The following is a 25,601-nucleotide window of genomic DNA, read 5'->3' as shown; positions in this document are numbered from 1 at the left end:
CAGGTGGCGCAGCATCCGGACGAGCCACCGAAAAACTCGATCGACCGCTACCACACGGCAAATCGAAAACGGCACCATGGACGACGCCACCGCCGGACCCCGCATCCGCGAACTCCGCCAACGACTCGCTCAATTCCAAGCCCGTCATCGCCGAAGTCCGATTCACCGACCAGGGAGTCGTACCCGCGTTCAAGATCCCCGCCGACACGACAATGCCCCCGCCCGAAACGGACGGGGGCACCTCAGGAGTACCACCGGTTCGCACAACGGTGCGATCGGTGGAGCCGAGGGGACTCGAACCCCTGACCCCCACACTGCCAGTGTGGTGCGCTACCAGCTGCGCCACGGCCCCTTGCGTTCGCACCCGGTCGCCCGGGCACGGGAAGAACTATACACACGCCGCCCCGCATGGTCATCTCGCGGGGGTCCCCCACCGAGGGGGTCAGTTCAGTGCCACATCCGGCGGGAAGTGGGCCACCGCCGCCATCATGCCGCCCTGCCGGCGCAGCACCATCGGCCAGAGATCATCCGGCCGGTCGACGAAGGCGTCACCGGGCAGCGCGTCGAGCACGAACCAGGAGCCCTCCTCGATCTCGCGCTCGACCTGTCCGGCGCCCCAGCCGGAGTAGCCGGCGAACACCCGGATCCCACCGACCGCCTCGCGCAGCTTCTCCGGGTCGACGGAGAGGTCGATGGTGCCGACCGCGCCGGAGACGCGGTGGAAGCCCTTGACCGGCCGGACGGGGTGCCGCATCCGGGCCAGGCAGATGGCGGAGTCGGGCTGCACCGGGCCACCCTCGAACAGCACGGCCGGGTCGCGGGCCAGGTCGCTCCAGTCGCCGAGCACGTCGGCCACCGAGACCTCGGTGGCGCGGTTCAGCACCACCCCGAGGGCGCCGCCGGGTTCGTGGGCGACGAGCAGCACGACCGTACGGTCGAAGTTCGGATCCTTGAGCCCTGGTGTCGCGACCAGCAGTCGTCCGGTCATCGACTCCATGGCTCGGCCACCGATCGCCTGCCCCTCACTCTGCATGTCCGACACCCGTCAGCCGTGCGCCCGTACGGGCCCGAGGCCGTCGACCGTCCATCCTGTCAACGCCATGTCACGCACCATAGCCTGCGTCCGGCCCGCTGGTTAAGGTCTGACGGCGGGTGATCACGACGGATCGAGGGAGGGTCGGATGGCGGCGCAGGCCGAACTGGCGGTGATCGGCGGGTCGGGTCTCTACGCCCTGCTCGACGGGGTGGAGCACGTGGTGGACACCCCGTACGGCGAGCCGTCGGGCCCGATCACCGTCGCCGAGGTGGGCGGTCGCCGGGTGGCGTTCCTGCCCCGCCACGGGCGTGATCACCGCTACCCGCCGCACCTGATCCCCTACCGGGCGAACCTGTGGGCGCTGCGGTCGCTGGGCGTACGCCAGGTGCTGGCGCCCTGCGCGGTGGGCGGCCTGCGGCCGGAGCTGGGTCCGGGCACGTTCGTGGTGCCGGACCAGTTGATCGACCGCACCAGCGGGCGCGTGCAGACGTACTACGACCGGGGCGCGGTGCACGTGTCGTTCGCCGATCCGTACTGCCCGGTGGGACGGCGCACGCTGCTGGACACGGCGGCCGGGCGGGGCGTGCCGGCGGTGGACGGCGGGACCGTCGTGGTGGTCGAGGGTCCGCGCTTCTCGACCCGGGCGGAGTCGCGCTGGTTCGCCTCGATGGGCGGCACGATCGTCAACATGACCGGCCACCCGGAGGCGGTGCTGGCCCGTGAGCTGGCGCTCTGCTACACGTCGATCGCGCTGGTGACGGACCTGGACGCGGGCGTCGAGGCGGGCGAGTCGGTCACCCACGAGGAGGTGTTCCGGGTCTTCGCGGAGAACACCGACCGGCTGCGCGGGCTGCTGCTGGACGCCGTGGCGGCGCTGCCCGCCGAGCGGGAGTGCGGGTGCGGGCACGCGCTGGACGGGATCAAGCTGCCGTTCCCGCTGCCCTGAGCGCGGGAAGCGCCCGAAAAGTCGGCCTCGGCCCGATAGATTCGGCTGGTCGGGGGACCGGGCACCGGGCCGTCTCCGGCATCCGCGTGGAGGACGGAGGCAGCCGGCGATGGCGACGGTGCGGGAGGCGACCTACGACCTGCTGCGCGCGCTCGGGCTGACCACGGTCTTCGGCAACCCGGGCTCGACCGAGGAGCCGTTCCTGCAGGAGTTCCCGGCCGACTTCCACTACGTGCACGCGCTGCAGGAGGCGTCGGCGGTCGCGATGGCCGACGGCTACGCCCAGGGCACCGGCCGGCCCGCGCACGTCAACCTGCACACCGCGCCGGGCACCGGCAACGGCATGGGCAACCTGGTCACCGCCTGGCACAACCGGACGCCGCTGATCGTCAGCGCCGGCCAGCAGACCCGCGAGATGCTGCTGATCGAGCCGCGCCTGGCCAGCCCCCGGGCGGTCGAGCTGGCCCAGCCGTACGTCAAGTGGGCCCACGAGCCGGCCCGCGCGCAGGACATCCCGGCGGCCTTCATGCGGGCGTACGCCTCGGCGGTGCAGCCACCGGCCGGGCCGGTCTTCCTCTCTGTGCCGATGGACGACTGGGACCGCCCGGCCGACCCGCCGCCGCAGGTGCGTACCGTCGCCACCCGGATCGCGCCGGACCCGGACCGGCTGCGGAGCTTCGCCGACGCGCTGGCCGCCGCCCGTGCCCCGGCGCTGGTGCTCGGCGCGGCGGTGGACCGGTCGGACGCCTGGCCGGACGCGGTGGCGCTGGCCGAGCGTCTGGCCGCCCCGGTCTGGGCCGCCCCGGCCCCGGAGCGGGCCGTGTTCCCCGAGCGGCATCCGCACTTCCGGGGCGTGCTGCCGTACGCGATCGGGCCGCTGTCGGAGGCGTTGCGCGGCCACGACGTGGTGCTGGTGGTGGGTGCGCCGGTGTTCCGCTACTACCCGCACGTGCCGGGCGACTACCTGCCCGGCGACGCGCGGCTGCTGCACGTCACAGACGACCCGGACGAGGCGGCCCGCGCCCCGGTCGGGGACAGCCTGCTCGGCGACGCCCGCCTGACCATGGCCGCGCTGTGCGAGCGGCTGCCGGCGACCGACCGTCCCGCGCCGTCACCGCGCCCGCAGCCGGCCCCGCCGGAGCAGGCTGACCCGCCCAGCGCCGACGCGTTGTTCGCCGCGCTCGCCGCCGCGTGGCCGGCGGACGGGGTGCTGGTGCAGGAGTCGCCGTCCAACCTGGCCGCGCTGCGCCGCCGGCTGCCGATCGAGCGGCCGCGCTCGTACCTGACGATGGCCAGCGGCGGGCTCGGCTTCGGGCTGCCGGCGGCGGTCGGCATGGCGCTCGCCGAACGCGACACCGGGCGCGGCCGCCCGGTGGTCGCGGTGGTCGGCGACGGCTCGTTCCACTACTCGGTCCAGGCGTTGTGGACGGCGGCGCGGCTGCGCCTGCCGCTCGCCGTCGTGGTTCCGGTGAACCAGCAGTACGCGATCCTGAAGGCGTTCGCCGAGCTGAAGCACACCCCTGGTGTGCCGGCGCTGGATCTGCCCGGGTTGGACGTGACGGCGGTGGCGCACGGCTACGGCTGCGCCGGTGCGGTGACCACGCTGGACGGGCTCGGCACCGCGCTCGACGCCGCATTGGCCGCGGACCGGCCGACGGTGCTGCCGGTGCCGATCAGCACCGACGTGCCACGGATCCTCTGAGACTCAGCCGGGCTGGACGATCAGCGGGGCGCCGCTGGCGGCGTCCAGCACGGCCCGGCCGCCGAGCGGCGCGTCGAGCGTGACGCTGACCGGCTTCAGCACGAGCTGCGCGGTGCAGACGCCGGTGGAGGCGATCACGGCGCCGCCGATCACCACCACGTCCGGCCGTTCCAGCACGAGCGGGGTGGGCGGGCCGTCGCAGGCGCCGACGCCGAGCACGTAGTCGATCCGGTTGCCGTCGACCGCCCGCAACTGCTGAGCGGACACCAGGCCGGCCGGGAGCGGCCGGGTGGGCACCGCGCCGCCGGGCGCCCGGCCGGTCACGCGCGGCGCGACGGCGATCCGGGCCACGGGTACGGCCAGCTCGTCCACGGTGAACAGCCAGGCGGGCGCGTCGGCGCGGCCCCGGCTGGTCCACACCGGCGCGCTGCCCAGCCGTACCTCGGTCACGGTGAGCGGGACGCACGGCGTCGGCGCCGAGGTCGACACCGGGTCGTTCGGGCCGGGCCGTCCGGTCGGTGCCGGGTCGGGCGCGGCGGGGCGCCCGTCGCAGGGCGGCGGGTCGCCCTGGCGGAGCTGGGCGTACGCGTCGGCGGCGCTGACCAACGGCACCCGCAGCGTGCCGTCGGGGAACCGGATCGTGCCGTCCTTCGGCACGGCGGCCGGGATCGGGATCTGGTCCCGGTACCAGCCCGCCCCGAACGCCACCTTCGTCTCGTCGGTGAAGCCCGGGTCGCCGGTGAGCACAGTGGCGTCCTGGAGCGGCACGTACCCGTCGCGCCAGCCCGGCCCGGGTCGCCAGCCGGCGGCGACCTCCTCGGCCCGCTCGGTGAACGCGGGCCGCTGGTCCGGGCCGGTGGGCGGCGTCCGGACGGGAGCGGCGCCGGGCGTGGCGCAGGCGGAGAGGGTCAGCAACGAGATCCCGAGCAGGGCGAGCACGCGACGCATACCGGTTGGACGCCGGCGCGTCCCGGCCGGTTCCCCCGGGCTCAGTCCTCGCCGCCGAGGTCGGCCTGGTACGCCTCCCAGAGCAGGTCGGCACCGTGCCGCCGGTGCCGGTCGAGCGCGCGCAGCAGGTCCACGGTGCGGGCCCGCACCTGGGCGGCGGACGCCCCGGGCAGCCGGACCGTGTGCTGGAGCGCGGCCAGCGCCGCCAGGATCGCGGCGTGCTCGGCGACCAGCAGGCGTACGCCCCGGTGCAGCCGCGGCGCGGCGCGCACCAGGTCGGCGTAGTGGCCTCCCGGCCCTTCGGTGACGCGGACGTGTTCGGTGAAGCCCCGCCGGACCGGGTCGAGGTCGGTGAGCAGGCGCTCCCGCCAGCGCGGACCGCCGGTGGCCCGGGCGAGGGCGCGCAGGTCACCGGGAGCGGTGGGGAGCACGGAGATCGGCGGCTGGATCGGACTGGTGACCATGGGACACCTCCCGCTGCTGGGCGAACCCGTATGGCGATGGTGGACCCGGTACGCGGCGCTGTCCAGCGCTGCGACGCGCCTCATCTGCCGCATTGGCACCATCTGCCCCGGCTGGCTCAGAGGCCTCAGACGACTGTGCGCCCCGGTCCTCGTGGACCAGGGCGCACAGGCCGTGTGGTGGAGGTGCCGGGAATCGAACCCGGGTCCTTCGCCGGTTTGTCAGGGCTTCTCCGAGCGCAGCTCGCTGTGCCTCTACTCGGCCCCACCGCTCACGCGAGCAAGTTGGTGTGACGGGCCCAGTCGCTGATTGATCTCGCCGCACGGACCCCGCGACCGGGTCCGATTGGCCAGCCTTCTAGCTGATGCCGGCTAACTGGGTCGAAGGCGCTCCCAGGCCGACAGACTTGCTACTCGCCTCAGGCGGCGAGAGCGAAGTCAGCGCGATTGTTCTTGGCGCTTATTGGTTTCCGACGACCGATTCTCGAGACGACGTCGGCTTCCTCGGCTCGCTTCCCCTGTCGCTGCGTACGAAGTCGAAACCAGTCACCCCCTCGAAGCGCTGCCCCTGTCGGCAGCACACCAAGCCTAACGCCTGGCGCAACCAGATTCATCCCGAGGCCCGCCCGACGCGGGCAGCCGGACGAACCGGACGTATCACTCAGCCATGCCCTTGCCGCGCCGGCCGACCGCCCGGGCGATCTCCTTGGCGGCGTCCCGCTTGGCCAGGTCCTGGCGCTTGTCGTACGACTTCTTACCCCGGGCCAGGCCGATCTCCACCTTGGCCCAGCCGTCGGAGAAGTAGACCTGCAACGGCACCAGCGTCAGGCCGCTCTCCTTGAGCTTGCCCAGCAGCCGGTCGATCTCGATCCGGTTGAGCAGCAGCTTGCGGGTACGCCGCGGCTCGTGGTTGGTCCAGGTGCCCTGGGCGTACTCCGGGATGTGCATGGCGTGCAGGTAGATCTCGCCGTCACGCTCCTGGGCGAACGCGTCGACGAGCGACGCCCGCCCGGCCCGCAGCGACTTCACCTCGGTGCCGGTCAGCGCCATGCCCGCCTCGTACGTGTCGAGGATGGCGTAGTCGTGGCGCGCCTTCTTGTTGGAGGCGACCACCTTGCGACCCTTTTCCCGTGGCATCGGCGCCACCTCCCTCCCGGTCCGTCGCCGGCCACCGGCCGGCGAGCGAAGATCATGCTACCGGAACCACAAGGGCCCTCCCGCGCGGTTTATTCCGCGCGGGAGGGCCCTTGCCGGAGCCGGACGGGTGACTAGACCCGCAGGTAGAAGCGGAGCGTGACCCAGGCGGTGACCGCGCTGACCACGCCACCGACGGCGGCCATCAGCGGGAAGGTCAGGAAGATGTCGGACCAGGAGATCGGGGTGATCAGACCCTCCAGGGCCGCCATCGAACTGCCGGCCGCGAGCACCTTCACCGCGATCAACGCCAGCAGGCCGAGGATGGAGCCGAACAGACCGGCCACCACCGCCTCCAGCACGAACGGCGCCTGGATGAACCAGTTCGACGCGCCGACCAGCTTCATGACCGCCACTTCACGCCGCTTGCTGTACGCGGCCACCTGGATGGTGTTCGCGACGAGCAGCAGGGCGGCGACGGCCATCACCATAGCGATCGCGAGCGCGCCGTTCTGGAAGCCGCTGAGCACGCCGAAGACCTTGTCGAGCAGCTTGCTCTGGTCGACGATCGTGTCGATGCCCTCGGCGGTCTTGTACTTGTCGTAGATCGCCTTGTACTGCTCGGGGTCGTTGAGCTTCACCCGGTACGACTCGGGAAGCTGGTCCGGCTTGACCGCGCTGACCAGGTCCGGGGCGTCGGCGTACATCTGCTGGAAGCGCTCGTACGCCTGGTCCTTGTTGACGTACGTCGAGTCCTTGACCAGCGGGTCCTGGTCGAGCTGCTGACCCAGCGCGTCGACCTGTTCCTTGGTGGCGTCGGTCTTCAGGAAGATCGAGACCTCGACGTTCTCGTAGTAGAGGTCCTTCATGTCGCCGACCTTCTGGTACAGAAGGCCGCTGCCGCCCAGCATGAACAGCGACACCGCCATTGTGATGATCATGGCGATGGTCATGGTGACGTTGCGCCACAGCCCGACCAGTACTTCGGACAGGACGTACTTCATCCGCATCGGGATATTCCTCCGGCTCTCCGGCGTGAGGGTTCGTCGTCAGGGTCTACGGAACGTCGTACGGCTCAGCCGTAGACGCCGCGGGCCTGGTCGCGCACGATGCGGCCGCTCTCGATCTCGATCACCCGGCGCCGCATCTGGTTCACGATGTTGGAGTCGTGCGTGACCATCACGACGGTCGTGCCGGTGCGGTTGATCCGGTCCAGCAGGCGCATGATCTCGATCGAGGTGTCCGGGTCCAGGTTTCCGGTGGGCTCGTCGGCCAGCAGGATCAGTGGCCGGTTGACGAACGCCCGGGCCACCGCCACACGCTGCTGCTCACCACCGGAGAGCTCGTGCGGGTAGCGGTGCTCCTTGCCACCGAGACCGACCAGCTCCAGCACCTCCGGCACGACCCGGCGGGCGACCGCCTTCGTCTTGCCGATCACCTCCAGCGCGAACGCCACGTTCTCGTACGCGGTGCGGTTCGGCAGCAGCCGGAAGTCCTGGAAGACGCAGCCGATGGAACGCCGGAAGTGTGGTCGCTTCCAGGAACGCATCGACGTCACGTCCTTGCCGTTGACGACGACGCGACCCTTGTTGGGCGTGACCTCGTGCAGCAGCAACTTGATGATGGTGGACTTGCCGGAGCCGGATGGACCGATGAAGAAGACGAACTCGCCCTTCTCGATCGAGACGGACACGTTGTCGAGCGAAGGCCGGGACGCCTTCGGGTACGTCTTCGTCACTTGCTCAAGCTGAATCACGGGTCGGTAGTCTACGCGGTGTAACCGCAGAGCCAAGCCCCCAGGCCCGCCGAAGCGGTGCGCGTCATCGATTTACCCGGTCAGAACGGGATCGATGACGCGCTCAGTCCGAACGTGATCACGCACCGTCAGCGCTGAGCTGCTGCTGCTTCCGCCAGCGGATTCCGGCCTCGATGAAGCTGTCCAGGTCACCGTCGAAGACCGAGGACGGATTGCCCGTCTCCTGTTCGGTACGCAGATCCTTCACCATCTGATACGGGTGCAGGACGTACGAGCGCATCTGGTCGCCCCAGGAGCTGGTGCCGCCGCTCTTCAGGCCGGCCATCTTCTCCTCCTCCTCCTGCCGCTTGCGCTCCAGCAGCCGGGCCTGGAGCACCCGCATCGCGGAGGCCTTGTTCTGCAGCTGGGACTTCTCGTTCTGGCAGGTCACCACGATGCCGGTGGGGATGTGGGTCAGCCGCACCGCCGAGTCGGTGGTGTTGACGCTCTGCCCACCCGGCCCGGACGACCGGTAGACGTCCACCCGGACCTCGTTCTCCGGGATGTCGATGTGGTCGGTCTGCTCGGTGACCGGCAGCACCTCGACGCCGGCGAAGCTGGTCTGCCGGCGGCCCTGGTTGTCGAACGGGCTGATCCGCACCAGCCGGTGCGTGCCGGACTCCACGCTGAGCGTGCCGTAGGCGTACGGCACCTTCACCGTGAAGGTGGCCGACTTCAGGCCCGCCTCCTCGGCGTACGAGGTCTCGTAGACCTCGGTCGGGTAGCCGTGCCGCTCGGCCCAGCGCAGGTACATCCGCAGCAGCATCTCGGCGAAGTCCGCGGCGTCCACGCCGCCGGCCCCGGCCCGGATCGCCACCAGCGCCTCCCGCGAGTCGTACTCGCCGGAGAGCAGCGTGCGGACCTCCATCTCCTGGATGGCCTTGGTCAGCCCGGCGATCTCCGACTCGACCTCGGTCAGCGCGCCCGGGTCGTCCTCCGCCTGGGCCAGCTCCAGCAGCACCCCGGCGTCGTCGAGCCGGGAGCGCAGGTCGCCGAGCTTGGTGATCTCGCCGTTGACGTACGACAGCTGCGACGTCACCTGCTGCGCCTTGGCCTGGTCGTCCCAGAGGTCGGGCGCGGAGGCCTCCTGCTCCAGCCGTGCCTTCTGCTCGCGCAGCTTGTCGAGGTCGAGCACGGCCTCGATGTTGCGCAGCGTGGCGTCGAGTTCCTTGAGCTGTTCGGCGTAATCGGCAGCGGTCACGACAGACAAGACTACTGCGTCGTTCCCTCAACCTGCTGCAGGTGGTCAGCCGACCGGCGCGGTCTTGAGCCAGGACAGCGCCGCTTTGTGGTAGGCGACGGCGAACTCCAGCGCGCTGGCGTCGTAGCTCTCGCCTTCCTTCTTGGCGTTCTTGACCTGCTCCCGCACCGCCGCCAGCGCCTCGGTGTGGTACTCGTTCGCCGTCGCGTAGAGGTTCTTGAGCTGGCTCGCCGAGTGCAGGTTGCCGAACGCCATCCGTAGCGCTATCGGGTTACGGATGGTGTCCTTGCCGGGATTCTCCGCCAGCCAGCGGGAGAATGTCCGTTTACCGGCAGCTGTCAGCGCGTACGGCTGACTCATGCGCGGCCCGGGCTTGCCGAGACGCACCAGACCCTTCTCGGCCAGGACCGGTAGCTCCCGGTAGACCTGACTGCGGGTCATCGACCAGTACGGCGCCAGCCGGCGCTCAGCCGCGGCCATCAACTGGCCGCCAGTCATCGGGCCGTCGTGCAGCAGGCCGAGCAAAGCTGCCGCCGTCGGGTTGACTCCGGAATCCGCCATGCCCTCTAAGCTGCCACTTTGTCGGCTCTGGCGTCCAGGATTTGCCTATTTCGGCACCCGCGGACCGGTCCGATGTGCACTGTCGGATGAGGAAGAGGGCCCGTCCCGGCCGGGACGGGCCCTCTTCGAGCGTCTCAGCCCATGTGCGGGTAGGTGTGATCGGTCGGCGGAACGAACGTCTCCTTGATCGTCCGAGGCGACATCCAGCGGACCAGGTTGTGCCAGGAACCCGCCTTGTCGTTGGTGCCGCTGGCCCGGGCGCCGCCGAACGGCTGCTGCCCGACCACCGCGCCGGTCGGCTTGTCGTTGATGTAGAAGTTGCCGGCCGCGTACCGCATCTTCTCCGCCACCTGGTCGACCACCCGGCGGTCGGTCGCGAAGATCGACCCGGTCAGCGCGTACGGCGCGATCGACTCGGCCTGGGTGACCACCTCGTCGAAGCGGGCGTCGTCGAAGACGTGCACGCCGAGGATCGGCCCGAAGTACTCGGTGGTGAACGTCTCGTGCGCCGCGTCGGAGCACTCGAACAGCGTCGGCCGGACGAAGTAGCCGACCGAGTCGTCGGCGGTGCCGCCGGCCAGGATGCGGCAGGAGTCGTCACCCTTGATCAGCTCCAGCGCGGCGGTGTGCCGGCCGAACGCCTTGTCGTCGATCACCGCGCCACCGAAGTTGCTGAAGTCGGTCACGTCGCCGTAGGTCAGCGAGTCCGCGGTGGCGGCGAGCCGGTCGCGCAGCCCGCCCTCCCAGATCGACCGCGGGACGTACGCGCGCGAGGCAGCCGAGCACTTCTGCCCCTGGTACTCGTAGGCGCCCCGGATCAGCGCGGTGTGCAGCGCGTCCACGTCGGCGCTGGTGTGCGCGACCACGAAGTCCTTGCCGCCGGTCTCGCCGACCAGGCGGGGGTAACCGCGGTAGCGGGCGATGTTGTCGCCGACGGTCTTCCACAGGTGCTGGAACACCTTCGTCGAGCCGGTGAAGTGGATGCCGGCCAGGTCCGGGTCGGCGAGCACCACCTCGGAGACCTCCTCGCCGCGGCCGGTGACCATGTTGATCACGCCGGGCGGCAGGCCGGCGGCCTCGAACAGGCGCATGGTGAAGTGCGCCGCGAACTGCTGCGTCGGGGACGGCTTCCAGACCACCGTGTTGCCGAGCATGGCCGGCGCGGACGGCAGGTTGCCGGCGATCGCGGTGAAGTTGAACGGGGTGATCGCGTAGACGAAGCCCTCCAGCGGCCGGTGGTCGAGGCGGTTCCAGACCCCGGGCGAGGACAGCGGCTGCTCGGCCAGGAGCCGCCGGGCGAAGTGCACGTTGAAGCGCAGGAAGTCGATCAGCTCGCACGCCGAGTCGATCTCGGCCTGCACGGCGGTCTTGGACTGGCCGAGCATGGTGGCCGCGTTGAGCGTGTCCCGCCAGGGGCCGGCCAGCAGGTCGGCGGCGCGCAGGAAGATCGCGGCCCGCTCCTCGAACGGCAGCGCGCGCCACATCGGCGCGGCGTCCTTGGCGGCCTGCACCGCGGCGCGGGCGTCGTCGTGGGTGGCGTGCCCGGTGACGCCGAGAACGTGGGCGTGCTTGTGCGGCTGCACCACGTCGATCGACGCGCCGCCGGCCATCCGCCGCTCACCGGCGATCGTCATGGGCAGCTCGATCCGCTCGGCGGCCAGTTCGGCCAGCCGCCGCTGGAGCCGTTCCCGGTCGGCGCTGCCGGGCTCGTAGGAGTGGACCGGCTCGTTGAGCGGCTCGGGTACGGAGAACACGGCGTCCATCAACAGGCTCCTGGCGATCTCGACGGCGACGGCGAAACCGGACCCGCGGGCGCCGGCCGGGCGGCCGGACACCGGGGCGCCGCGGGGTGGGCGGCGGCGGGACCTGGCCCCGATTCTGTCACGACAAGCCCTCGCCGGGCGCGCCTCCCTGGCACACCGGACGGCCGGTTCATCTCCGGACCGTCGGCCCCAACCCGCCCGGATCCGACGAAACATCGGATCGCACCCCAGTTGGTCGACGATTCGTCGGCGCTTACTCGACCGTTGATCCAGCCCACCCTCGGGGGTGGCGGCGTTCCGGGCCTCCGGGTGGCACCTCCCCGAGCTGGAGTCGACCAACGGCACCACACGGCCCGCCCGGCTGGCGGTTATCGGCCACTGATCCACTCCACCTCGGGAAATGGCGGTATCCGGGCCCTCGGGATGCCACCACATCGCCGTACTGCAGTCGATCAACGCGCACACGGCACACGGCCCGCCCGAGGAGTGGTGATGCGCCGCGTACGCTGGATGACCGGTGACCTGCCCGGCCCGGCTCGGGGATCCGGCGACCGTCGAAGGGAAGACGATGAGCAACCAGCCCGGCAGCTCCACGGCCGCGGAGACGGATCAGCCCGAGACCGTCGGGCCGACCACGGGCGACGGGGCCACCGTCGAGACGTCCTCCGTCAAGGCGTCCTCGGGAGAGGCACCGTTGGCCGAGACACCGGCGGGAGAGACACCGTCGGGCGAGAACGCAGCCGGACCCGCGCATCCGGACGAGGGGACTGTCACCGGCGGTCGGCCGGAGTTCGCCCCGGGCGCGCTCGTACTCGCCCTGCTCTCGCTCGGATGGCTGGCCGCCATGCTCTGGTCGACCCGCGAGGCGATCCACTCGACCGCGGCCGGCGTGACCGCGATCAGCCTCTCCGCGTACGCGCTGCCCGGCGTCATCACCGCGGCGCTGGTCACCGGCGCCACCGTCGCCCTGGCCGCGACCAACCGGCTCGGCCGGGCCACGCTGCGGTTCCTGGCCGCCGTCGGGACCGGCCTGGTGGTCGGGCTGCTCGCCGCGGTGGCGATCAACCTGACGTACGCCGACAACGCCACCACGAACACGATCGCCGGGACCACGGCGGCAGCCGCGATCATCGGCGGCGCGATGGCGGGCGCGCGTCAGGCCCGGGTGGTGGGTGCGATCACCGCTGCGACGCTCACCGCGCAGATCTTCGTGGTGCTGTTCAGCCGCGCCCGGGACCCGCTGTCCGACCTGTTCGGCGCCGGGGAGACCCAGCAGTCGGTGCTCGACGCCGCCAAGTGGGTCTCGCGTACCGAATCGCTGCTCGCCGGCCTGCTCGCCGGCCTCGCCGCGTACCTCTATCTGACCTGGTCCCGCCGCCGGGCGGAGCGCCGCGACGGCGTGGCGTCGCCGCTGCGCTGGCCGGCCTACCTGGTGGCCGGCGCGGGCGCGGGCCTGCTCCTGCTGCTCACCGAGGTGATCATCCGGATCGGCGGCCGCGGGCTGCTCGACCTGGCCGCCGCGCTCAGCGAGGCCGACGAGGTCGCGCAGACCGCGCTCGGCACCTCGCGGGTGGACAACGGGATCTGGGTGCTCTTCGTGGGCGCGCTGACCACGCTCATCGTGTTCGGCCGCACGCTCGGCCCCCGCCCGGTCGAGGACGAGACGGACGAGCCGGCGGCGTCCTGAGCCGCCGGCTCAGCCGGCCTCGCGCAGCAGCAGGTCCAGCTCGGTCACGTCGTACCACTCCAGTTCGTGGTCCTCGGCGCCGTCGACGGTGAACTGGGCGTCCGGGTCCCCGGCCTGGGCCTCGGCCACCACCTCGACGGCGGCGGCCACGTCCTCGACCGCCTCCGCGCCGTCGACGTGCAGCGCGGCGACCGACTTCACCGGCACCGGTCCGGCCGGCCGGACCACGCTGGACCCCAGCTCGCCGCCGACCCGTCCGACCGCCCGGGCGGGCAGGTCGGCCGAGACGACAACCCGTCGCCGGGGCGCGGCGGGGTCGCTCCGGAGCAGGAACAGCGCGTCCTGGGCGGCCCGGGTGAAGGCCACGTACTCCAGTTCCTCCTCGTCGCCCTCGGCGTACCACTCGCGCAGTTCCGGGGTGACCGCGTGCGCCGCCTCGGCGGTCAGCCCCTCCTCGCGCAGCCGGGCGAGCATGGGTACGGTCGCCGGCAGGTACACCCGGACAAGCTCGTCGGTCACCGGTCACTCCCGCATTCAGGCCACTCACCGGCGGACGCCGGCTCCGGGCGCCGATCATGCCGTACGCCAGGACCGTCATACACCCGGCATCCGCGCGGGTGAAGTCTCCCGCCGGTGTGTCAGGCGAACGGGCATGGGGCGATGTCAGCCGGTGATGGCAAACTAAGGCAAACGAAGCCAACCCCGGGAGTCACCGTGGAGTCGAGGTTCCTGCTGCTGTCCGACGTCGCCGCCGAGCTGAACGTCTCGGACTCGCAGGTCTACCACATGGTTCGCAGTGGCGAGCTGCCGGCGATCAAGATCGGCGGTCGGGGGCAGTGGCGGGTCGAGCGCTCCCGGCTGGAGGAATACATCGAGCGGAAGTACGCCGAGACGGCGGAGTGGGTACGCGGGAACCCGCTCGGTGAGCGCGACGAGGAGTGACCACCCGAGGACCGTCGGCCATTGACGCCGGTGACGCCATTCCGGGAAGATGAAGCCCTGTCGGAGGCAAACGAAGGCAAACGCAAGGATTCGAGATGGTCGACACCCGCCGTCCCCGCGCACCCCGCCCGCCGGTCCGTCTCCGGCCCGCCCCGCCACTCGACCCGCCGTGCGTCGACGAGGAGCCGCTGTGGAGTCCCGTCGGGCAGCTCACCCTCGACCTGAGCGATCCGCGCCGCGGTGCCGCCGCACGCCCCGCCGGCCGCGCCCCGGACCCGGCACCCGCCTGGCCACGCTGGACCGGCACCCCCGCGTCAGCCCTCGCGTCCGCCGCACCCGAGGGAACGCGGGCCGCACACCGGTTCGTCCGCACCTTCCTGGAGATCGTCAACGGCTTCCGGCCGCCCGGCCAGCTCCGGCCGCTCTGCGTGCCCGAGTCGGCCGGCCCGGTCGCGGCCGAGCTGACCCGAGCAGCCCGCCGGGTGACCCCGGTCCGCCGCCGTACCGCCCGGCCGACTCTGCTCCTGCGGCGTCTGCGGGTCTGCGAGCCCCGCGCGGGCGCGGTCGAGGCTACCGCCGTGTTCGCCGGCGTCGGAGGCACGAGCTGGGCCGTTGCGATACGCCTGGAACGCCGCCGAGGCACCTGGCTGTGCCTCGTCCTGGACGTCCTCTGAGCCCGGTCGTGGCCCCCCGACCCGGCTCGACCGCGCCGCGGCCACCCGCGCCTCCACCGGCGCCGATCTTGCACTTCCGTCCCGTAGATAACGGCATAAATCGGGCATGATGAGGGCCGGAACTGCAAGATCGCGGGAGAGAGCGAGGGCCCTGGGGGAACCCAGGGACGGCGACGGGCCCCGGCCGGGAGGCCGGGGCCCGTCGTGGGCGTTCGGGGTCAGTTGCCGCCGTTGGGCGAGCCGTGGCAGCGCTTGTACTTGCGGCCCGAGCCACACGGGCAGGGCGCGTTACGGGACGGGCCCTCGCCGCCGTCGACCTGGCCCGGGGCGGCCCGCCGGGCGGTGCTCGCCGCGACCGCCTGGCCGCTCGCACCGGCCGGAGCCCGGCGCGGCCCGGCGGCGGCAGGGCGCTCCGACTGCTGGCCGATGCCGAGCGCCGGCGCCTGCTGCTCGGGCCGCTCGATCACCGGAGCGCCGCGACCGGCCTCGCCGTCCACGGCGGGAGCGGAGTACTGCAGGCCCTGCTGCTGCGGCGCGCGGTTGAGACCCTTCGCCCGGATCTCCACCGGCTTCTCCAGCAGCTGCACCTCCTCGGCCTCCGGCTCGGCCTCCTCGACCTGCACGTCCAGGTTGTAGAGGAAGCCGACCGTCTCCTCCTTGATGCCGTCCATCATGGTGGCGAACATGTCGAAGCCCTCGCGCTGGTACTCGATGACCGGGTCGCGCTGGGCGTACGCCCGCAGGCTGATGCCCTCCTGCAGGTAGTCCATCTCGTAGAGGTGCTCGCGCCACTTGCGGTCGATCACCTGGAGCAGGACCATCCGCTCGAGCTGGCGGACCGCCTCCTCGCCGAGGCTCTCCTCGCGCCTGTCGTACGCGGCGTGCGCGTCCTCCTTCAGGCGGGCGAGCAGGAAGTCCTGGTCGATGCCCGAGCGGGAACCGACCTCCTCCTCCAGCTCGTCGACTGTGACGCCGACCGGGTACAGCTGCTTGAGGCTGGACCAGAGCTGATCGAGGTCCCAGTCCTCGGCGTAGCCGTCGCTGGTCGCGCCGACCACGTACGCGGTCACCACGTCGTCGATCATGTTGCGGACCTGGTCGGACAGGTCCTCGCCGTTGAGCACCCGCAGACGCTCGGCGTAGATCACCTGGCGCTGCTTGTTCAGCACCTCGTCGTACTTGAGGACGTTCTTGCGGATCTCGGCGTTCTGGCCCTCGATCTGGGCCTGGGCACTCTTGATCTGCCGGGTGACCATCTTCGACTCGATGGGCACGTCCTCGGGGATGTTGAAGCGGTCCATCACGGCCTCGACCGCGCCGGCCCGGAAGCGCTTCATCAGCTCGTCCTGCAGCGACAGGTAGAAGCGGGACTCGCCCGGGTCACCCTGCCGGCCGGCGCGACCGCGCAGCTGGTTGTCGATCCGGCGGGACTCGTGCCGCTCGGTGCCCAGCACGTAGAGGCCACCGGCGGCGGCGACCTCCTCCGCCTCGACGTCGCACGCCTGCTTCCAGGTCGGGAGGATCTCCTCCATCGCCTTGGCGTACTCCTCCGGCTGCTCGACCGGGTCGAGCCCGCGCTGGCGCAGCTCGTTCGCGGCGAGGAACTCGGGGTTGCCGCCGAGCAGGATGTCCGTACCGCGGCCGGCCATGTTGGTCGCGACGGTGACCGCGCCCTTGCGCCCGGCCTGGGCGACGATCTCCGCCTCCTTGGCGTGGAACTTCGCGTTCAGCACGGAGTGCGGGATGCCGCGGCGGCGCAGCATGTGCGACAGGATCTCGGAGTTCTCCACCGAGACGGTGCCGACGAGCACCGGCTGGCCCTGCTCGTGCCGCTCGGCGATGTCCTCGACGACGGCGTTGAACTTGGCCTTCTCGGTCTTGTAGATGACGTCGGGCCGGTCGAGCCGGACCATCGGCCGGTGCGTCGGGATGGTCACGACGCCGACCTTGTAGACCTTGTTGAACTCGCCCGCCTCGGTCTGGGCGGTACCGGTCATGCCGGAGAGCTTGTCGTAGAGGCGGAAGTAGTTCTGGAGGGTGATGGTGGCCAGGGTCTGGTTCTCCTGCTTGATCTCCACCCCCTCCTTGGCCTCGATCGCCTGGTGCATGCCCTCGTTGTAGCGGCGGCCGTGCAGGATGCGGCCGGTGAACTCGTCGACGATCAGGACCTCGCCGTCGTTGACGATGTAGTCCTTGTCGCGCTTGTAGAGTTCCTTGGCCTTGATGGCGTTGTTCAGGTAGCCCACGAGCGGGGTGTTCACCGACTCGTAAAGGTTGTCGATGCCGAGGCGGTCCTCCACCTTGGCCACGCCGCGCTCGGTGATCGCGATGGTGCGCTTGGCGTAGTCGACCTCGTAGTCGCCCTCGCCGTCGGTGCCGGGCTGGAGCCGGGCCACCACGGTGGCGAACTCCTGGTACCACCGGGCGGAGTGCTCGGCCGGACCGGAGATGATCAGCGGGGTACGCGCCTCGTCGATGAGGATCGAGTCGACCTCGTCGACCACGGCGAAGAAGTGGCCGCGCTGGACCAGTTCGTCCTTCGACCAGGCCATGTTGTCGCGCAGGTAGTCGAAGCCGAACTCGTTGTTCGTGCCGTAGGTGATGTCGCACTCGTACGCCGCGCGGTGCTCGGTGGCGGGCCGGTTGGGCAGCACCACGCCGACGCGCAGGCCGAGGAACTCGTGCACCCGGCCCATCCAGGCGGCGTCGCGTTCGGCCAGGTAGTCGTTCACGGTGACCACGTGCACGCCCTTGCCGGCGAGCGCGTTCAGGTAGACCGGCATGACCGAGGTGAGCGTCTTGCCCTCACCGGTCTTCATCTCGGCGATGTTGCCGAAGTGCAGCGCCGCGCCACCCATGACCTGGACGTCGTAGGGACGCTGGCCGAGCACCCGGGAGGCCGCCTCACGGCACACCGCGAACGCCTCGGGCAGCAGGTCGTCGAGGGTCTCGCCGTCAGCGAGCCGCTCCTTGAACTGGTCGGTCATGCCGCGTAGCTCGTCGTCGCTGAGGTTGACGTAGTCGTCCTCGATCGAGTTGACGGCGGCCGCGATGGCCTTGAGCCGACGCACCATGCGCCCCTCGCCGGCGCGAAGGACCTTTTCCAGAATCGACACGGATCAACGCTCCCCTAGACGGTCTCGAACCATCGTAGGCGCTCGGAGGCGACGATGGTCACTGGTGGCGGCGGTCCGGGCTCCGGAACCCGACATAACGCCGCGACCGTGCGCCACCGGCCGCTAATCGGGTTACGCCGTGCGCGAACGATCCGGCACGATGGCTCGGATGGAGCCTGTGGAGATCATCGAGGACGGCCTGCTGCTGCGCCCCTGGCGTGCGGCGGACGCCGACGCGGTGCACCGTGCCTGCCAGGATCCGGACATCCAGCGCTGGACCACCGTACCTCGCCCGTACCTGCCGGAGCACGCCGCCGAGTTCGTGACCACGTTCAGCGCGACCGCCTGGGCCGAGGGCGCGGGCGCACCGTTCGCGGTCTGCGACGCCGGCACCGGGGAACTGCTCGCCTCGTGCGGCCTGGTCTCCGTGGACCGCGAGCTGGACTCGGCCGAGGTCGGCTACTGGACCGCGCCGTGGGCCCGGGGCCGGGGCGTCGCGGTCCGCGCCACCCGCGCGCTCGCCCGCTGGGCGTTCGACGCGCTCAAGCTGCGCCGGCTCACCTGGCAGGCCGAGATCGGCAACCACGCCTCCCGGCTGGTCGCGCTGCGCGCCGGCTTCCGCGTCGAGGGTGAACTGCGGCTGGCCCACCCCAGCCCCGGCGGCCGTCCGGAGGGCTGGATCGGCTCCCTGTTCCCGGCCGAGCTGGCCGCGCCCGGCGACCCGGTCCCCTACGGGCCGGACACGCTGCAGGCCCGCCGCGCGGCGGTCTTCGGCCGGCCGCAGCCGGTCCTGTTCGCCACCGCCGGGGACACCGAGCTGCGGCTGCGCGCGCTGGAGGAGCGCGACCTGCCCGCGGTGACCCGCACCTGCCAGGACGAGCAGACGATCCGCTGGACCACGGTGCCGCACCCGTACCGGCAGGAGCACGCCGAGGGCTTCCTGCACGACCTGGTCCGCCCGGCCTGGGCCCGGGGCACCGCCGCGACGTTCGCCGTGGCCGACCCGGACGACAGCTACGTCGCCTCGATCGACCTGCGCATCCTCCCCAACGACCCGCTGGTGGCCGACGTGGGCTACATGACCGCGCCGCACGCGCGCGGCCGGGGTTACCTGCCGGCCGCGCTCACCGCCGTGTGCGCCTGGGGCTTCACCACGCTCGGCCTGGCCCGGATCGAGTGGCGGGCCAACGTGGGCAACACCGCCTCGCGGCGGGCCGCCGAGAAGGCCGGCTTCACCGTCGAGGGCACGCTGCGCGGCGGCGTCCAGCACCGCGGCGAGCGCCAGGACGCGTGGATCGGCGCGCTGCTGCCGGAGGACCTGGTGTGACGCCGGAGACGATCGAGGGGTACGGCGTACGGCTGCGGCCGTGCCACCTCGCGGACGTGCCGGACATGGTGGCCGGGTGCGCCGACCCGGAGACCCGCCGGTTCATGCCCCTGCTGCCCGATCCCTACGACGAGGACGCCGCCCGCTGGTGGATCACCGAGGGCTCGCCGGCGGCGTGGGCGGCGGGTGGGGCCGCGTACACGATCGCCGACCCGGCCACCGACCGGCTCCTCGGCAGCATCGGTCTGAGCCGGCTCAGCGCGGAGCGGGCGAGCTACGAGATCGGTTACTGGGTGGGTCCCGCGGCGCGCGGCCGGGGCGTGGCGAGCGCCGCCACCCGGCTGCTGACCGAGCGTGCATTCGCCGCCGGGGCGGCCCGGCTGGAACTGCTCACCCGCGTCGACAACGTGCCGAGCCAGCGCATCGCCCTGGCCTGCGGCTACCGGCACGAGGGCATACGCCGGGCGGCGGGCGCGAGCGCGGGCGGCGTACGCGAGGATCTGATCGCCTGGGTGCGGCTGGCCGACGACCCGCCGGGACCGGTCGCCCGTCTGCTGCCGGACCTGCCCGGCGGCCGGCTCACCGACGGCGTGGTGACGCTGCGGCCGGTGGGGCCGGCGGACACCGACGTGCTGCACCGGCTGCACTCGCTGCCGGAGGTGGTGGCGAACCGGGTGCCGCCGGTGGCGCCGGAGCGGGCCGCGCTCGCGCGGCGCTGCCGGCTGGCGGCGAGCCGCTGGCTGGCCGGCGAGGCCGCCGACCTGGCGATCGTCGACGCGGCGACCGGCGCTGTCGTCGGCGGGTGCGCGCTGTTCTACGACGAGCCCGCCACCGGCCAGGCGATGATCGGCTACAGCCTGCTGCCGGAGGCGCGCGGCCGCGGGCTGGCCGCGCGTACGGTCCGGCTGGTCGCCGGGTGGGCGTTCGGCATCGGGGTGGCCCGGCTCTGGGCCGGCACCCGGCCGGACAACGTGGCCTCGCAGCGCGTGCTGGAACGGGCCGGCTTCCGGCGGGAAGGGCTGCTGCGCGGGCGGCTGCCCGGCCCGGACGGCGCCCGGGTCGACTCGGTGGTCTACGGCCGGCTCGCCACCGACGAGAACTGAGACGGGCCCCCGCGCGTGCGGGGGCCCGTCTCACCGGTCAAGGGGTCACGTGTCGAGCTGGATGATCCCGTAGTCGTACGCGTGCCGCCGGTAGACCACGCTCGGGCGGCCGGACTCCTTGTCCTGGAACAGGTAGAAGTCGTGGCCGACCAGTTCCATCTGGAACAGCGCGTCGTCGACGGTCATCGGATCGGCGGGGTGGACCTTCGCCCGGGCGATGTGCCACGGCTGGTCGTCGGGTTCGACGTAACCGTCCTCGTCGGGACGTTCGGCGACGGCGGTGGCGGCGCCGTGGCCGTCGCGCGCCGCCAGGCCGGGCCCGTCGAGTTCGGCCACCGGCAGTCCGGCGGTCGCGGCGGCCACTGAGATCGGCGCGTGCCGCCCCCGGTGCACCCGGCGGCGGTCCGCCGCGCGGCGGAAGCGGGTGTCCAACTTGGCGATTGCGGCGTCGAGCGCGCTGTAGAAGTCGCTCGTGCAGGCCTCGGCCCGGATCACCGGGCCGCGCGTGACACAGGTGATCTCCACTCGCTGGCAGTGGTCCGCCTGGCGTGGATTGCGCTCGTGGAACAACTCGACGTCCACGCGAATGAGCTTCTGGTCGTAGCGTTCGATCTTCGCGAGCTTCTCGGCTACGTGCACCCGGTAATGGTCCGGCACTTCGACGTTACGGCCCTTGACCACGATGTCCACGTGACCTCCCTTGTTCGGACGGTCGTTCGGTCCGGAGAATCCGGTCGACCCGCCCGGGAGGGCCCCGCTCGGCGTCGACCGGTGGTGTTCGGCTACGCCTCCTTCCAGCGCCGGGGGAAGGTTGGCATCCTCTCTACCCCCGACACCGAAACGCTAACTCCTGTACCGCCAACCGTCACCCCTGGTTGCCGAAAGGGGTTGCGGAATTTAACACCTCATACACCATGGGGTGAAACGGATACACGAAGCGTCACCGAACGTGCCGCTTTTGCGTTGCGGCGAGCACGGCCGCGGCCTTTGGCGTCATTCCCGCGCGGTGCAACATCCGGCTCACCGCCGCGAGCGTCGCGCCGGTGGTGACGATGTCGTCCAGCAGCACCACGGTCCCGGCCGGGCGGCGCCCGGTCACGGGGCGGCGCAACCGGAACGCCGCCTCGGCCGCGGTGGCCCGTCCGGCGCTGTCCAGCGTCACCGAGTCGGGCCGGGACAGTGCCCGCAGCGGTCGCAGCACGCGTACCGGCCAGCCGGCCGCGCGCAGCCGGGACGCCGCCGGGCGGACCAGCCGGTCCAGGTGGTCGCCGTAGCGGGCCCGGGCGGCGCGGGCCGTGTCCGGCACCGCCACCAGCGTCACCGGGCCGGGCGGCCCCACCGCCTCGGCGACCACCTCCGCCAGCAGCGCGCCGAGCGGCCGGGCCAGCCCGTGCCGGCCCCGTTCCTTGTACGCGAGCAGCGCCTCGCGCAGCGCCCCGCCGTACGGGCCGAGCGCGACACAGGGCGGCAGGCCGGGCGGGGCCGGATCGGGCCGGGTGGGCGCGGGGCGCAGCGACTCCAGTTCGCGTACGCAGCCGGGGCAGAAGCCCTGCCGCAGCCGCGCCGCTCCCCCGCCGCAGCCGGCGCACCCGGCGGGCAGCACCAGGTCGGTCAGGTCCGACCAGAGCCCGCCCAGGTCACGCACGGCGGCTCAGTAGAGGAAGAACGGGGCGGTCGGGTTGGTCGCCCGGCTGCCGGCCGGCACGTCGAGCACCTGCTCCCGCTTGACGAAGTCGAACGGGTTGTTCCGCCAGGCCGCCCCGTCCGTCTCGAACATGAACGAGAACGCGGCCAGGCCCCGGTCGCTGCCGCCCGGATACCCGGCGAGCTGGGTGACCGGGGCGCCGATCTCCACCGCCAGCGGGGTCTCCCACACGCCGTCGACGCTGAGCTGGTGGATCGCCGAACGCCGGTCCGCCTCGTTGCCGGCCAGCACGAGTTCGTTCTCCGCCACCCAGTCCACCACCGTCACGCCGGTGAGCAGGGTGGCCACCCGGCGCGGCTGTCCCAGGTTGACCACGCCGCCGTCGACGCTGACCGCGGCGACGTAGAGCGCGCCGCCGCTGACCAGTGCGACCCGGTGGCCTTCGAGGGAACCGGCGACCGCCGTCACCGGGCCGGACACGGACAGCGCGATCTCGCTCATCCGGCCCGACCCGTCGAACCGGTAGAGCTTGCCGTCTGCCGCCACCAGGCCACCCGGCCGGGCCTTGGTCAGCGACCGCAGCCAGGTCGGGCGGCTCATCGCGCGGAACGTGCGGTCGCTCGCGTTGAGCGTGGCCACCGGCTCCGCGCCGGAGCCCACCTTGAGCCGCTTGCGGTTGTCGGCGCCGGTGACGACGAGCGCGGCCAGCACCTGTTCCTCGGCACGGGCGAGCGCGGCGGAGACCACGTTGCGGTTCTCCTCCGGCGGCAGCGGCACGGCGGCCCGCGGCTCGTTGCCGAACGCCAGTGGGCGTACGGCGCCGTCGTAGACGCCCAGCCGCATCGGGTTCGCCCCGCGCGGGTACGCGACGACCGAGACGCGCTCCCGCCGGAGGTCGACGGTCAGCCGCTTCTGGTTCTGGATCTTGAGGTCGACCACGCCGTCCAGGTCCGACAGGGACCAGGCCAACTGGGTGCCGAGCCGGTTCAGCCGCTGCTCGTTGGCCCCCGGCATGTTCAGGTTGATCTCCCAGTGCCCGTCCGTCCCGGTCGCGTTGTTGATCAGCTGGGTGCCGTCGGGCAGCCCGGTCACGCCGGCGGCCAGCCAGTCCGAGGGGCGGTCCGCCAGCCACTTCATCACCTCGGTGATCCGCCGCTCGGTCGGCGCCGAGGAGAGCAGGTAGCGCTGGTCCGGCACCAGCCGGGTCTGGTCCGAGTTCCAGAAGTAGACGGTGCGGGGGCGGTAGTACTCACGCATCGCCGAGTCGCTGGCCAGCAGCACGTTCGGCGCCTCGGTGATCAGCAGCCCGGTCCCGGCCGGCTCGGCGCGGCGCAGCTCGAAGACGTACTGCGTGTCGCTGGCCACCGGCGGCCCGAGCGTGCCGTCCGCCCGCAGCACGCCGACCTGCTGCACCTTGAGCGTCACCGTGCTGGTGCCCTGGTTGTTCGGCGGCGTGCTCTCCGGCTTCTCCCGCAGCCGCACCACGGTCAACTCGACCTCGCTGGTCTGCGGCTTGCCCGGGAGCAGGTCGCGGGACTCCTCGGCGAGGAACTTCCGGGCCCGGGCGTACGCCTGGTCGCGTTCCCCGGCCGCCGCCGCCCGCAGGTAGTTCTCGATGAACGGCACCGGCTCGCTGCTGTCGGCCGGTTCGGGCGGCCGGGCCGGACTGCCGTTGAGCGCCCCGCCCTGCGCGGCCGGCACCGAGCCGTCGATCTGGACGTCTGTCTCACCCGGGATGCCGCAGCCGACGAGCGCGGCCGGAAGCAGGGCGCCGGCCAGCAGCAGGGCCAGGGCGCGGCGGCTCACGGCCGGACCTCCGCCCGGTCGCCGTCGGCGGCGGCGGGCTCCACGGTCAGCGTTCCGGCGTCGGTGCCCGGGCCGATGGCGAGCAGGCCGCCGTCGCGGGGACCGCCGAACGGCACCGTGGCGTCGGCCGGCACCAGCCGCAGCGGGGAGGTGGTGAGCCGGTCCCCGGCCCGGGCCGGCAGCGTGAGCCGGAACTGGGCGCCCTGGCCGGGCGCGCCCCACGCCTCCAGCCAGCCGCCGTGCAGGCGGGCGTCCTCCAGGCTGATCGACAGGCCGAGCCCGGTGCCGCCGGTCTGCCGGGCACGCGACGGGTCGGCCCGCCAGAAGCGGTTGAACACCAGCTTCTCCTCCCCCGGCTTGAGGCCGACGCCGTGGTCGCGCACGGTGATCGCCACCGCGCTGCGGTCCTGGCCCAGAGTGATCCGTACCGGTTTGGCCTCGCCGTGCTCGACCGCGTTGCCGACCAGGTTGCGCAGCACCCGCTCGACGCGGCGCGGGTCGACCTCGGCGATCACCGGAGTGTCCGGCAGGTCCAGCTCGATCGTGACCCCGACCCGCTCGGCCAGCCCGGCCAGCCGCTCGGTGACCCGGTGCACCACCGGCACCAGGTCGGTCGGCTCGCTGTCCAGCACCGCGAAGCCGGCGTCGAACCGGCTGATCTCCAGCAGGTCGGTGAGCAGCTCCTCGAACCGGTCCAGCTCGGCCTGGAGCAGCTCGGCGCTGCGGGCCACCGCCGGATCGAACTCGTCCCGCTCGGCGAAGATCAGGTCGGCGGCCATCCGGACCGTGGTCAACGGCGTCCGCAGCTCGTGCGAGACGTCCGAGGTGAACCGGCGTTGCAGCCGGGACATCTCCTCCAGTCGGAGGATCTGCCGTTGCAGGTTCGTCGCCATCTGGTTGAACGAGGCGGCCAGCAGGGCGAGGTCGTCCTCGCCGTTCACCACCATGCGCTGGTCGAGCAGGCCGGCGGAGAGCCGCTGCGCGGTGCGCGCGGCCACCCGTACCGGCGTCACCACCAGGCGGGTGACCAGGGCGGCCAGCAGGCCGAGCAGGAGGACGAGCGCGACGCCGGTGGCGACCACCGTGGCCCGGGCGTCGGCCGCCGTCGCGTCCTGCCGGGCCAGGGGTACGAGGTAGTAGAGCTCGACCTGCCCGAACTTGGTGGGCACCGGGGAGCCGTAGACCAGGTATTTGGTGCGTTCGCCGCCGAGCGACCCGGTGCGGATCTGGTGGGCGACCTTGCCGGAGGCCACGGCGGCCCGCAGCTCGTCGCCGATCACCGTGCCCACCGGCACCTCGGGCGTGGTGCGCGGCTCGATGAACTCGGCGAAGTTGTCGGCGGTGATCGCCACCACGACGCCGCTGGTCTGCGTCGGGTCACCGCCGGCCAGGTAGTTCACCGTGCCGTCGATGGTGTTCTGGAGCTGCGCCTCCTGCGGCTGGCTGTAGAGGTTGAACTGCTTCGCCGCGTACTCGCTGCCGTTGCTCAGCCGCAGCCGCACGTCGGTCTCGGCGTTCTCCAGCAGGATGCTGGTGATCTTGTCGGCGATCAGGTAGGCGAAACCGCCCACCAGCAGACTCGACGCCACCAGCGTGATGGTGACCACACGCACCTGGAGCGACCGCCGCCAGGCCTGGTGCACTGCGGCGACCAGCCGGGCGACCCGGCCGCTCAGGGCGAGCCAGAGCGCCCGCACGGCGTGGAGCCGGCGGGGCTCGGCGGTCGGCGTGTCCGGCAGCGGGGTGGTCACCAC

The 25,601-nt window shown here is 72.1% G+C and carries 22 protein-coding genes, 1 tRNA gene and 1 other RNA gene; 7 read left to right on the top strand and 17 right to left on the bottom strand.

The window, feature by feature from the left end:
- Window positions 1–279: 279 nt before the first annotated feature.
- Together J3R08_RS04850 and J3R08_RS04845 are read right to left on the bottom strand one after the other, a co-directional pair.
- Window positions 280–352, bottom strand: a tRNA-Ala gene (locus J3R08_RS04850).
- A 90-nt stretch (window positions 353–442) separates the two neighbouring features.
- On the bottom strand, window positions 443–1,033 hold the full coding sequence (locus J3R08_RS04845; protein WP_043330624.1) for a YqgE/AlgH family protein: 591 nt from the start codon (window positions 1,031–1,033) through the stop codon (window positions 443–445).
- Window positions 1,034–1,181: 148 nt separating this feature from the next.
- Between J3R08_RS04845 and J3R08_RS04840 the strand changes: the two genes are divergently transcribed.
- Window positions 1,182–1,982 carry an S-methyl-5'-thioadenosine phosphorylase gene (locus J3R08_RS04840; protein ID WP_064447741.1) on the top strand — a complete coding sequence of 267 codons (801 nt, stop codon included), beginning with the start codon at window positions 1,182–1,184 and terminating at the stop codon, window positions 1,980–1,982.
- A 109-nt stretch (window positions 1,983–2,091) separates the two neighbouring features.
- Window positions 2,092–3,684 carry a benzoylformate decarboxylase gene (mdlC, locus tag J3R08_RS04835; RefSeq protein ID WP_209960152.1) on the top strand — a complete coding sequence of 531 codons (1,593 nt, stop codon included), beginning with the start codon at window positions 2,092–2,094 and terminating at the stop codon, window positions 3,682–3,684.
- A 3-nt stretch (window positions 3,685–3,687) separates the two neighbouring features.
- Here the strand turns inward: mdlC and J3R08_RS04830 are convergent, their stop codons facing one another.
- From J3R08_RS04830 to pruA, 9 genes are all read right to left on the bottom strand, one after another.
- On the bottom strand, window positions 3,688–4,632 hold the full coding sequence (locus J3R08_RS04830) for a hypothetical protein (protein WP_043326369.1): 945 nt from the start codon (window positions 4,630–4,632) through the stop codon (window positions 3,688–3,690).
- A gap of 41 nt (window positions 4,633–4,673) precedes the next feature.
- Window positions 4,674–5,096 carry a hypothetical protein gene (locus J3R08_RS04825; protein WP_209960150.1) on the bottom strand — a complete coding sequence of 141 codons (423 nt, stop codon included), beginning with the start codon at window positions 5,094–5,096 and terminating at the stop codon, window positions 4,674–4,676.
- 175 nt (window positions 5,097–5,271) lie between these two features.
- Window positions 5,272–5,647, bottom strand: a transfer-messenger RNA (tmRNA) gene (ssrA, locus tag J3R08_RS04820).
- Window positions 5,648–5,750: 103 nt separating this feature from the next.
- Window positions 5,751–6,230 (bottom strand): SsrA-binding protein SmpB, encoded by a 480-nt coding sequence (gene smpB, locus J3R08_RS04815; protein WP_030501421.1) that lies wholly within the window; start codon window positions 6,228–6,230, stop codon window positions 5,751–5,753.
- A 131-nt stretch (window positions 6,231–6,361) separates the two neighbouring features.
- Window positions 6,362–7,237: a permease-like cell division protein FtsX gene (ftsX, locus tag J3R08_RS04810; RefSeq protein WP_030501420.1), complete on the bottom strand. Its 876-nt coding sequence runs from the start codon at window positions 7,235–7,237 to the stop codon at window positions 6,362–6,364.
- Between the two features lie 65 nt (window positions 7,238–7,302).
- Window positions 7,303–7,983: a cell division ATP-binding protein FtsE gene (ftsE, locus tag J3R08_RS04805; RefSeq protein ID WP_013284225.1), complete on the bottom strand. Its 681-nt coding sequence runs from the start codon at window positions 7,981–7,983 to the stop codon at window positions 7,303–7,305.
- A 118-nt stretch (window positions 7,984–8,101) separates the two neighbouring features.
- Window positions 8,102–9,223 (bottom strand): peptide chain release factor 2, encoded by a 1,122-nt coding sequence (gene prfB, locus J3R08_RS04800; RefSeq protein WP_043326373.1) that lies wholly within the window; start codon window positions 9,221–9,223, stop codon window positions 8,102–8,104.
- Between the two features lie 45 nt (window positions 9,224–9,268).
- On the bottom strand, window positions 9,269–9,784 hold the full coding sequence (locus J3R08_RS04795; RefSeq protein WP_043326375.1) for a PadR family transcriptional regulator: 516 nt from the start codon (window positions 9,782–9,784) through the stop codon (window positions 9,269–9,271).
- A gap of 134 nt (window positions 9,785–9,918) precedes the next feature.
- Window positions 9,919–11,547 carry an L-glutamate gamma-semialdehyde dehydrogenase gene (gene pruA, locus J3R08_RS04790; protein WP_064447768.1) on the bottom strand — a complete coding sequence of 543 codons (1,629 nt, stop codon included), beginning with the start codon at window positions 11,545–11,547 and terminating at the stop codon, window positions 9,919–9,921.
- Window positions 11,548–12,115: 568 nt separating this feature from the next.
- Here pruA and J3R08_RS04785 point away from each other — a divergent pair.
- Complete coding sequence (locus J3R08_RS04785) at window positions 12,116–13,234, top strand: hypothetical protein (protein ID WP_209960148.1); 1,119 nt, start codon at window positions 12,116–12,118, stop codon at window positions 13,232–13,234.
- A 9-nt stretch (window positions 13,235–13,243) separates the two neighbouring features.
- Here J3R08_RS04785 and J3R08_RS04780 read toward each other — a convergent pair whose 3' ends face one another.
- The gene (locus J3R08_RS04780; protein ID WP_043326377.1) at window positions 13,244–13,753 is read right to left on the bottom strand and encodes a hypothetical protein; all 510 of its coding nucleotides are present in this window, start codon (window positions 13,751–13,753) and stop codon (window positions 13,244–13,246) included.
- 195 nt (window positions 13,754–13,948) lie between these two features.
- On the opposite strand from J3R08_RS04780, the gene J3R08_RS04775 reads away from it, so the two are divergent.
- Window positions 13,949–14,176 carry a helix-turn-helix domain-containing protein gene (locus J3R08_RS04775; protein WP_030501414.1) on the top strand — a complete coding sequence of 76 codons (228 nt, stop codon included), beginning with the start codon at window positions 13,949–13,951 and terminating at the stop codon, window positions 14,174–14,176.
- Window positions 14,177–14,271: 95 nt separating this feature from the next.
- Window positions 14,272–14,850, top strand: coding sequence for an Rv3235 family protein (locus J3R08_RS04770; RefSeq protein ID WP_043326379.1), 579 nt, complete (start codon window positions 14,272–14,274; stop codon window positions 14,848–14,850).
- A gap of 218 nt (window positions 14,851–15,068) precedes the next feature.
- Here J3R08_RS04770 and secA read toward each other — a convergent pair whose 3' ends face one another.
- Window positions 15,069–17,966, bottom strand: coding sequence for a preprotein translocase subunit SecA (gene secA, locus J3R08_RS04765; protein ID WP_043326381.1), 2,898 nt, complete (start codon window positions 17,964–17,966; stop codon window positions 15,069–15,071).
- Window positions 17,967–18,135: 169 nt separating this feature from the next.
- Between secA and J3R08_RS04760 the strand changes: the two genes are divergently transcribed.
- Together J3R08_RS04760 and J3R08_RS04755 are read left to right on the top strand one after the other, a co-directional pair.
- Window positions 18,136–19,293, top strand: coding sequence for a GNAT family N-acetyltransferase (locus tag J3R08_RS04760; RefSeq protein ID WP_209960146.1), 1,158 nt, complete (start codon window positions 18,136–18,138; stop codon window positions 19,291–19,293).
- On the top strand, window positions 19,290–20,396 hold the full coding sequence (locus tag J3R08_RS04755) for a GNAT family N-acetyltransferase (RefSeq protein ID WP_209960144.1): 1,107 nt from the start codon (window positions 19,290–19,292) through the stop codon (window positions 20,394–20,396). The genes J3R08_RS04760 and J3R08_RS04755 overlap by 4 nt, the downstream gene beginning before the upstream one ends.
- Window positions 20,397–20,441: 45 nt before the next feature.
- Here the strand turns inward: J3R08_RS04755 and hpf are convergent, their stop codons facing one another.
- The 4 genes from hpf to mtrB form a co-directional block, all read right to left on the bottom strand.
- Window positions 20,442–21,086 carry a ribosome hibernation-promoting factor, HPF/YfiA family gene (hpf, locus tag J3R08_RS04750; RefSeq protein WP_064447737.1) on the bottom strand — a complete coding sequence of 215 codons (645 nt, stop codon included), beginning with the start codon at window positions 21,084–21,086 and terminating at the stop codon, window positions 20,442–20,444.
- 250 nt (window positions 21,087–21,336) lie between these two features.
- Window positions 21,337–22,041: a ComF family protein gene (locus J3R08_RS04745; RefSeq protein ID WP_209960142.1), complete on the bottom strand. Its 705-nt coding sequence runs from the start codon at window positions 22,039–22,041 to the stop codon at window positions 21,337–21,339.
- 6 nt (window positions 22,042–22,047) lie between these two features.
- Entirely contained in the window at window positions 22,048–23,847 is a 1,800-nt protein-coding gene (locus tag J3R08_RS04740; RefSeq protein ID WP_043326390.1) for an LpqB family beta-propeller domain-containing protein, read from the bottom strand.
- Window positions 23,844–25,598 carry an MtrAB system histidine kinase MtrB gene (gene mtrB / locus J3R08_RS04735; protein ID WP_374102378.1) on the bottom strand — a complete coding sequence of 585 codons (1,755 nt, stop codon included), beginning with the start codon at window positions 25,596–25,598 and terminating at the stop codon, window positions 23,844–23,846. Before mtrB ends, J3R08_RS04740 begins: the two co-directional genes overlap by 4 nt.
- Between the last annotated feature and the right edge of the window lie 3 nt (window positions 25,599–25,601).

The organism is Micromonospora sp. HB375 (assembly GCF_017872985.1).
GTDB classification, from domain to species: domain Bacteria; phylum Actinomycetota; class Actinomycetes; order Mycobacteriales; family Micromonosporaceae; genus Micromonospora; species Micromonospora chalcea.
This window is presented reverse-complemented; position numbering and strand designations above follow the sequence as displayed.

Excerpts from the sequence above, each read along its gene's own strand:
- J3R08_RS04845 (WP_043330624.1), bottom strand. The coding sequence starts at position 1,033 with ATGCAGAGTGAGGGGCAGGCGATCGGTGGCCGAGCCATGGAGTCGATG.
- J3R08_RS04840 (WP_064447741.1), top strand. The coding sequence starts at position 1,182 with ATGGCGGCGCAGGCCGAACTGGCGGTGATCGGCGGGTCGGGTCTCTAC.
- mdlC (WP_209960152.1), top strand. The coding sequence starts at position 2,092 with ATGGCGACGGTGCGGGAGGCGACCTACGACCTGCTGCGCGCGCTCGGG.
- J3R08_RS04830 (WP_043326369.1), bottom strand. The coding sequence starts at position 4,632 with ATGCGTCGCGTGCTCGCCCTGCTCGGGATCTCGTTGCTGACCCTCTCC.
- J3R08_RS04825 (WP_209960150.1), bottom strand. The coding sequence starts at position 5,096 with ATGGTCACCAGTCCGATCCAGCCGCCGATCTCCGTGCTCCCCACCGCT.
- smpB (WP_030501421.1), bottom strand. The coding sequence starts at position 6,230 with ATGCCACGGGAAAAGGGTCGCAAGGTGGTCGCCTCCAACAAGAAGGCG.
- ftsX (WP_030501420.1), bottom strand. The coding sequence starts at position 7,237 with ATGCGGATGAAGTACGTCCTGTCCGAAGTACTGGTCGGGCTGTGGCGC.
- J3R08_RS04795 (WP_043326375.1), bottom strand. The coding sequence starts at position 9,784 with ATGGCGGATTCCGGAGTCAACCCGACGGCGGCAGCTTTGCTCGGCCTG.
- pruA (WP_064447768.1), bottom strand. The coding sequence starts at position 11,547 with ATGGACGCCGTGTTCTCCGTACCCGAGCCGCTCAACGAGCCGGTCCAC.
- J3R08_RS04785 (WP_209960148.1), top strand. The coding sequence starts at position 12,116 with ATGAGCAACCAGCCCGGCAGCTCCACGGCCGCGGAGACGGATCAGCCC.
- J3R08_RS04770 (WP_043326379.1), top strand. The coding sequence starts at position 14,272 with ATGGTCGACACCCGCCGTCCCCGCGCACCCCGCCCGCCGGTCCGTCTC.
- J3R08_RS04760 (WP_209960146.1), top strand. The coding sequence starts at position 18,136 with ATGGAGCCTGTGGAGATCATCGAGGACGGCCTGCTGCTGCGCCCCTGG.